Here is an 8058-nt window from a genome sequence, read left to right as displayed (position 1 = left end):
CCTTGGCACTAGGAGCCGATGAAGGACGGGACTAACACCGATATGCTTCGGGGAGCTGTAAGTAAGCTTTGATCCGGAGATTTCCGAATGGGGGAACCCGCTGCACGTAATGGTGCAGTATCCATACTTGAATACATAGAGTATGGAAGGCAGACCCGGGGAACTGAAACATCTAAGTACCCGGAGGAAGAGAAAGCAAACGCGATTCCCTGAGTAGCGGCGAGCGAAACGGGATTAGCCCAAACCAAGAGGCTTGCCTCTTGGGGTTGTAGGACACTCTATACGGAGTTACAAAGGAACGAAGTAGACGAAGAAGTCTGGAAAGGCTCGTCACAGAAGGTAATAACCCTGTAGTCGAAACTTCGTTCCCTCTTGAGTGGATCCTGAGTACGGCGGGACACGAGAAATCCCGTCGGAAGCTGGGAGGACCATCTCCCAAGGCTAAATACTCCCTAGTGACCGATAGTGAACCAGTACCGTGAGGGAAAGGTGAAAAGCACCCCGGAAGGGGAGTGAAATAGAACCTGAAACCGTGTGCCTACAAGTAGTCAGAGCCCGTTAACGGGTGATGGCGTGCCTTTTGTAGAATGAACCGGCGAGTTACGATCCCATGCAAGGTTAAGTCGGAAAGACGGAGCCGCAGCGAAAGCGAGTCTGAATAGGGCGAATGAGTATGTGGTCGTATACCCGAAACCAGGTGATCTACCCATGTCCAGGGTGAAGTTCACGTAACACTGAATGGAGGCCCGAACCCACGCACGTTGAAAAGTGCGGGGATGAGGTGTGGGTAGCGGAGAAATTCCAATCGAACTTGGAGATAGCTGGTTCTCTCCGAAATAGCTTTAGGGCTAGCCTCATGTAGTAAGAGTCTTGGAGGTAGAGCACTGTTTGGACTAGGGGCCCTCATCGGGTTACCGAATTCAGACAAACTCCGAATGCCAAAGACTTATCCATGGGAGTCAGACTGCGAGTGATAAGATCCGTAGTCGAAAGGGAAACAGCCCAGACCACCAGCTAAGGTCCCAAAGTATACGTTAAGTGGAAAAGGATGTGGAGTTGCTTAGACAACCAGGATGTTGGCTTAGAAGCAGCCACCATTTAAAGAGTGCGTAATAGCTCACTGGTCGAGTGACTCTGCGCCGAAAATGTACCGGGGCTAAACGTATCACCGAAGCTGTGGATTGACACCGTTTGGTGTCAGTGGTAGGAGAGCGTTCTAAGGGCTGTGAAGCTGGACCGTAAGGACTGGTGGAGCGCTTAGAAGTGAGAATGCCGGTATGAGTAGCGAAAGACAGGTGAGAATCCTGTCCACCGAATGCCTAAGGTTTCCTGAGGAAGGCTCGTCCGCTCAGGGTTAGTCGGGACCTAAGCCGAGGCCGAAAGGCGTAGGCGATGGATAACAGGTTGATATTCCTGTACCACCTCTTTTCCGTTTGAGTGATGGGGGGACGCAGGAGGATAGGGTAAGCGCGCTGTTGGATATGCGCGTCTAAGCAGTTAGGCTGGTGATGAGGCAAATCCCGTCACCGTGAAGGCTGAGCTGTGATAGCGAGGGAAATATAGTACCGAAGTTCCTGATTCCACACTGCCAAGAAAAGCCTCTAGCGAGGAAAAAGGTGCCCGTACCGCAAACCGACACAGGTAGGCGAGGAGAGAATCCTAAGGTGAGCGAGAGAACTCTCGTTAAGGAACTCGGCAAAATGACCCCGTAACTTCGGGAGAAGGGGTGCTCTGGTAGGGTGCAAGCCCGAGAGAGCCGCAGTGAATAGGCCCAGGCGACTGTTTAGCAAAAACACAGGTCTCTGCGAAGCCGTAAGGCGAAGTATAGGGGCTGACGCCTGCCCGGTGCTGGAAGGTTAAGGGGAGTGCTTAGCGCAAGCGAAGGTGCGAACCGAAGCCCCAGTAAACGGCGGCCGTAACTATAACGGTCCTAAGGTAGCGAAATTCCTTGTCGGGTAAGTTCCGACCCGCACGAAAGGCGCAACGATCTGGGCACTGTCTCAACGAGAGACTCGGTGAAATTATAGTACCTGTGAAGATGCAGGTTACCCGCGACAGGACGGAAAGACCCCGTGGAGCTTTACTGTAGCCTGATATTGAATTTTGGCACAGCTTGTACAGGATAGGTAGGAGCCTAAGAAACCGGAGCGCCAGCTTCGGTGGAGGCGTCGGTGGGATACTACCCTGGCTGTGTTGAACTTCTAACCCGCGCCCCTTATCGGGGTGGGAGACAGTGTCAGGTGGGCAGTTTGACTGGGGCGGTCGCCTCCTAAAGAGTAACGGAGGCGCCCAAAGGTTCCCTCAGAATGGTTGGAAATCATTCGCAGAGTGTAAAGGCACAAGGGAGCTTGACTGCGAGACCTACAAGTCGAGCAGGGACGAAAGTCGGGCTTAGTGATCCGGTGGTTCCGCATGGAAGGGCCATCGCTCAACGGATAAAAGCTACCCCGGGGATAACAGGCTTATCTCCCCCAAGAGTCCACATCGACGGGGAGGTTTGGCACCTCGATGTCGGCTCATCGCATCCTGGGGCTGTAGTCGGTCCCAAGGGTTGGGCTGTTCGCCCATTAAAGCGGTACGCGAGCTGGGTTCAGAACGTCGTGAGACAGTTCGGTCCCTATCCGTCGTGGGCGCAGGAAATTTGAGAGGAGCTGTCCTTAGTACGAGAGGACCGGGATGGACGCACCGCTGGTGTACCAGTTGTCTTGCCAAAGGCATCGCTGGGTAGCTATGTGCGGAAGGGATAAGTGCTGAAAGCATCTAAGCATGAAGCCCCCCTCGAGATGAGATTTCCCATCACTTTATGTGAGTAAGATCCCTGAAAGATGATCAGGTAGATAGGTCTGAGGTGGAAGCGTGGCGACACGTGCAGCTGACAGATACTAATCGATCGAGGACTTAACCACAATTTTTAGCGAAACTCGGAATACTTTCTTTTCTTCATAACTTTATCTAGTTTTGAGAGAACGATGTTCTTTCAACATAATATGTCTGGTGATTAAGGCGAAGAGGTCACACCCGTTCCCATGCCGAACACGGAAGTTAAGCTCTTCAGCGCCGATGGTAGTTGGGGGATCTCCCCCTGTGAGAGTAGGACGTCGCCAGGCAGACAAAAGAGTACCCGATGTGGTGCTCTTTTTTGTATTGAAAAGAAAAAGGGGGAGATCCTCATGTAGATCCCCGTTCTCCGCAGGAGCGAGGATGGGGAGGAGCAAGAAGGTCAAGGACACGAGGGAGAGAACACCGGAGTGGGCTCTGCCCATGAGGATGTGAACGAGCGAAGCGGACGAAGAGATTCGCCGCTCATCGCCGTCCGAGCCTTCAGTGCTGATGGTAGTTGGGCTCCCCTGTGAGAGTAGGACGTCGCCAGGCAAATGAAAGAGTACCCGAAGTGGTGCTCTTATTTTGTGTTTAGAAAGTACAAAGGACAATTTTGTAGAAGTTATAAGAAGCAGGGGTGAGGATGGAGGAGCAAGAAGGTCGAGGACGAGGGGGAGAGAACATTGGAGAGGACCCTGTCATGAAGGTGTGAAGGAGCGAAGCAAACGAAGAGGTTCGCCGCTCAGCGCCGGCCGAGCCTTCAGTGCTGATGGTAGTTAGTTGGGGCTACCCCTATCAGAAGACATATCGAGACAAACCTTGAGTACTTTATGAGGTGTTCTTTTTTGTATTCAAAAGATACAGAGTTAAGTATGTAACATCATTAAGTGCAGGAGCGGGGACTCAAAGAGGGATCACTAGAGTGAACTTTGCGGGTGGACGCAATAAATCCGATTTAGACGCAATTAATTAAAATTCGACGCAATAATCCGAGATTGGACGCAATTAGTTCCAGAGCCTACATAAAAGGGTGATTTTATTAGCTTGAATCCAAAATCAGAGAGATTTTCATAGGGTATAGCGGGAAGAGAATTCGGGAGAGAAGAAAAATGTACGATTTTCCCCAGTAATTCCAGATTGGTGCATAACTCAAAATGAGGGCAGAATTTCCCAATCAATCTTTTAGAGTAGTAACCCCAATGACACTTTGACTAAAGTTTTGGACGCAATAAACCCCGACTCAGCATGATTATATAAAATTTTCAGCTGAATTAATGCAAAATTACGCACGATTCACGGCTCCCCTAAACAAGACGATTAGCAATTCAACCAGCATTCAACCGAACGGAATTTTCTAAACACAAGCTTTAAATAAAAAAAGTTAAGGTAAGCATCCATAGCTCCAACAACCCACAGCCTGCTTCCACTCACCACTTACGCATCCCACAATCAAGAGCAGGGGCTGGATGAAGACTCAATCAACGAACTAAAGTAGACCAACACAGGTCCTCCAGAGTAGTGTCTGCCCTAACAACATACCCCACAATAAATAAGCCTATTACAGGTAATAATTCTAAACCATCAAAACAAAACTCTCTTCCATAGCAGCATCGAATTTGCTTATCTGCCGCCTTTCCCGTAGTCTAAAATAAATGGACTAAAGGAGAGATGATGATGGCTTCGATTTACGATTTCAGCGCAATGAAACCCAACGGTGAAGAAGTGTCATTAAGCCAGTTTAAAGGCAAAGCAATGGTGATAGTCAATACTGCAAGTAAGTGCGGTTTCACTCCTCAGTTTGAGGAGCTTCAGTCGCTTTATGAGGAATACAAGGATAAAGGGGTACTCGTTCTGGGATTTCCATCTGATCAGTTCATGAAACAGGAATTTGATAATGATGAGGAAATCATGGAGTTTTGCCAGATAAATTATGGGGTTAGTTTCCCGATGTTTTCGAAGGTGGATGTAAAGGGATCGGGAGCACACCCATTGTTCAAGTATCTAATCAAAGAGAAAAAGGGATTAATGACTTCTGAAGTAAAGTGGAACTTCACGAAATTCCTTGTCGACAAAGATGGGGATGTAGTAAAGAGGTATGCACCGCAAACTTCTCCTGCCAAGATAAAAGAAGACTTAGAAGAGATTCTGTAAATAAAAAGCGTGAATTCTAAATGAATTTACGCTTTTCGTATGGATTATTCTCCTCCGTCATCTCCGCCATCTCCGCCATCATCACTATCGTTGATATGACCTCCTCCCTCATTGTGATCGCTAAAAAAATCATTCATAGCATCAATAATTCCTTTAGGCGTCATCTCGGCTTTCTCCTTAACAAAATCGGCATTCATAAAACTTTCTAATGTGATGATCTGGACAGACTGATATTTATTTTTGATATAGGTGTAGAAGTAAAGCAAAAGCAGCAAAAAAACAACTGCTAGAGTAATTATGATTAACAGTTTAATGGTCAACAACCCCTTATTTGTCCTTTCTTTATTGATATGAGGAAGTTGTTTCTAAGATTACTTTTTTCATGATACCTATATTTTAGAAAGAAGGTAATTTTTTATTAGAACAGGCGGCTTTTCAAGAGATAGACCCAGAAAGTTTTTGATGATGGGATAATCATCAGTTGCATTGGATTTAAGAAGCTCACTCCACCATTCTGTTTCATATCTCGCTATCATGCTCAGATTGTAAAGAAGCAGGTAGTGAATGATAGGTTCAGGAAGAGTGGAGGCTTCAGATCGATCGGCTGAGAGTGAGAACTGGTTATTTCGAATATCCAACCGTATTGGCGGCAAATCCCATTGCTTCTGTTTCACGATCAGCTGTCGTCCATCTTTGATTTCTAGCTTATTGTCCGTTTTTTCTTTAATAAAATGGACGAAACGATCCTCTGACATATGGTAATGGTCGAGGATTTCATCTGAGAAGGCCAGTGTTTGGTCATGTTGAGCTAATGGAAACTGTGTTCGTTTATTAAGCACTTTTTGAAAGGTGTCATTCATTTCGGGAATCTGAGATAAGAGTTCTCCCATCTGGAACTTTTCCGCCTCCAAATGTTTCACGTGAAACATTTCTTGGGCGAAGTGGGAAAGAAGTCCATTTTTCTGGATTTTTATTTCATCTTTAAGGAAGCTGTATTGCTGTTTTTTTCTCTTCCTGCTTGTAACCCCATGGGCAAGGACAGACGTGTTTTGGGGATAAAAGGGATCGATAGTCAGTACACAGGCTTTTATCAAGTGTATGTATCCATAGAACAACAGGATGGGCTGAATCGATAGAGGGGTGATAAGTGCCTGCTTGAAATACAGTTCGCCTTGTTCCAGGTAATATATAAATGGATAGCAATTATTGTAGCTTTGCACATCTGCTTCTTTAAGCGATAGTTTTTGATAGCATTTTTTTAAATATTTTTGAGCCATTTCGGCTGAGTGAAAACAGCTTAATGATTCCCAGACAGGTGTTGGGGATATCATATTAAAACCTCCAAATTATCGGAATAATCTAACAAATAAATATCATCTTGACAGTATTTTAACCAATTGATAACCTACTAATAATATTTTGGGAAAAGGGGGACGAGAAAGATGTGGGAAACGAAATTTGCTAAAGAGGGTTTAACGTTCGATGATGTTTTGCTGCTTCCTGCCAAATCAGAGGTTTTACCAAAGGACGTCAGTATAAAAGTGAGTTTGACTGATACGTTGAATTTGAATGTCCCAGTAATCAGTGCAGGAATGGATACGGTCACTGAAGCCGAGATGGCGATTGCTATGGCAAGGCAGGGCGGTTTAGGGATCATTCATAAAAACATGAGTATTGAGCAGCAGGCTGAACAGGTAGATAAAGTAAAACGTTCAGAAAGCGGAGTCATTTCCGATCCATTTTTCTTAACTCCAAAGCATCAGGTTTTTGATGCTGAACATCTGATGGGCAAGTACCGTATTTCAGGTGTTCCAATCGTGAATAATGTCGAAGAACAAAAGCTGGTTGGGATTTTAACAAACAGGGATTTACGTTTCATCCAGGATTACTCCATACAGATTTCCGATGTCATGACAAAAGATAATCTGGTGACGGCTCCTGTAGGAACGACGTTGGATGAAGCAGAAAAAATCCTGCAGCAATATAAAATCGAAAAACTCCCATTGATTGATGATAAGGGAGTCTTAAAAGGTCTTATTACCATCAAGGATATTGAAAAGGTCATTGAATTCCCAAATTCGGCTAAAGATAAATATGGCCGTTTGCTTGCAGGGGCTGCAGTCGGTGTTTCCGGTGACACGATGAAAAGGGTGGAACAGCTTGTGAAGTCCCACGTCGATGTCATTGTCATTGATACGGCACATGGACACTCAGCAGGGGTTCTGCAGGTTGTGAAAGAAATACGTGATCAATATCCAGAATTGAATATCATCGCCGGTAATGTAGCAACGGCAGAAGCTACACGCGCATTGATTGAAGCAGGGGTAGATGTGGTGAAGGTTGGAATTGGACCTGGATCCATTTGTACGACACGCGTGGTTGCAGGAGTAGGGGTTCCTCAGATCACGGCCATTTATGATTGTGCAACTGAAGCAAGAAAACACGGAAAAGCGATCATTGCCGATGGAGGAATCAAGTACTCCGGAGATATCGCCAAGGCATTGGCTGCAGGCGGACATGCCGTTATGCTGGGAAGCCTTCTTGCCGGTACAACAGAAAGCCCGGGAGAAACGGAAATCTTCCAGGGGCGACGCTTTAAAGTTTACCGTGGAATGGGTTCTGTCAGCTCAATGGAAAAAGGGTCAAAAGACCGTTACTTCCAGGAAGAAAACAAGAAGTTTGTTCCAGAGGGAATCGAGGGACGCCTTCCTTACAAAGGACCGCTTGCAGATACGCTTTATCAATTGATCGGCGGTCTGCGTTCAGGTATGGGGTACTGTGGAGCACAAGATCTTCAAGCTTTGCGGGAGGAAGCTCAATTCATTAAAATGACAGGCGCAGGACTTCGTGAAAGCCATCCACATGATGTCCAAATCACAAAAGAGGCACCGAACTACTCACTACAATAGATTTAGTTTAAAATAAATTGGCTTGTTAGTTTTTCAACCATCCACTTAAAAACAGGACTTTCTACATGGAAGTCCTGTTTTTTGATGAAAGGATAAATATTTGATGTTTAAAAGTTAGGTTGTCGTTCTGAATCTAGCTCCAGTGCCCGAGGTTGCGTACCCACTGGAACGTAACCCA

4 protein-coding genes and 2 rRNA genes are annotated in these 8058 nt (G+C 46.2%); 4 read left to right on the top strand and 2 right to left on the bottom strand.

Annotated elements, in window-relative coordinates; genetic code table 11:
- The 3 genes from BSG1_RS18250 to BSG1_RS18240 form a co-directional block, all read left to right on the top strand.
- Positions 1 to 2906, top strand: a 23S ribosomal RNA gene (locus BSG1_RS18250); the annotation flags it as partial.
- Positions 2907 to 2990: 84 nt separating this feature from the next.
- Positions 2991 to 3107 (top strand): 5S ribosomal RNA (gene rrf, locus BSG1_RS18245).
- 1387 nt (positions 3108 to 4494) lie between these two features.
- Positions 4495 to 4971 carry a glutathione peroxidase gene (locus BSG1_RS18240; protein ID WP_006838696.1) on the top strand — a complete coding sequence of 159 codons (477 nt, stop codon included), beginning with the start codon at positions 4495 to 4497 and terminating at the stop codon, positions 4969 to 4971.
- 44 nt (positions 4972 to 5015) lie between these two features.
- Here BSG1_RS18240 and BSG1_RS18235 read toward each other — a convergent pair whose 3' ends face one another.
- A complete protein-coding gene (locus BSG1_RS18235; RefSeq protein WP_156791530.1) occupies positions 5016 to 5246 on the bottom strand; it encodes a hypothetical protein in 231 nt (76 codons plus the stop codon).
- Between the two features lie 114 nt (positions 5247 to 5360).
- Positions 5361 to 6302: a YaaC family protein gene (locus BSG1_RS18230; RefSeq protein ID WP_006838693.1), complete on the bottom strand. Its 942-nt coding sequence runs from the start codon at positions 6300 to 6302 to the stop codon at positions 5361 to 5363.
- A 111-nt stretch (positions 6303 to 6413) separates the two neighbouring features.
- Here BSG1_RS18230 and guaB point away from each other — a divergent pair, with 111 nt between their 5' ends.
- Positions 6414 to 7880: an IMP dehydrogenase gene (guaB, locus tag BSG1_RS18225; protein WP_006838692.1), complete on the top strand. Its 1467-nt coding sequence runs from the start codon at positions 6414 to 6416 to the stop codon at positions 7878 to 7880.
- The last annotated feature ends 178 nt before the right edge of the window (positions 7881 to 8058 follow it).

The sequence above is a fragment of the Bacillus sp. SG-1 genome, assembly GCF_000181495.1.
Lineage (GTDB): Bacteria > Bacillota > Bacilli > Bacillales > Bacillaceae_B > Rossellomorea.
The sequence above is the reverse complement of the archived record's forward strand: the minus strand, read 5'-3'. Positions and strand labels throughout refer to the sequence as shown.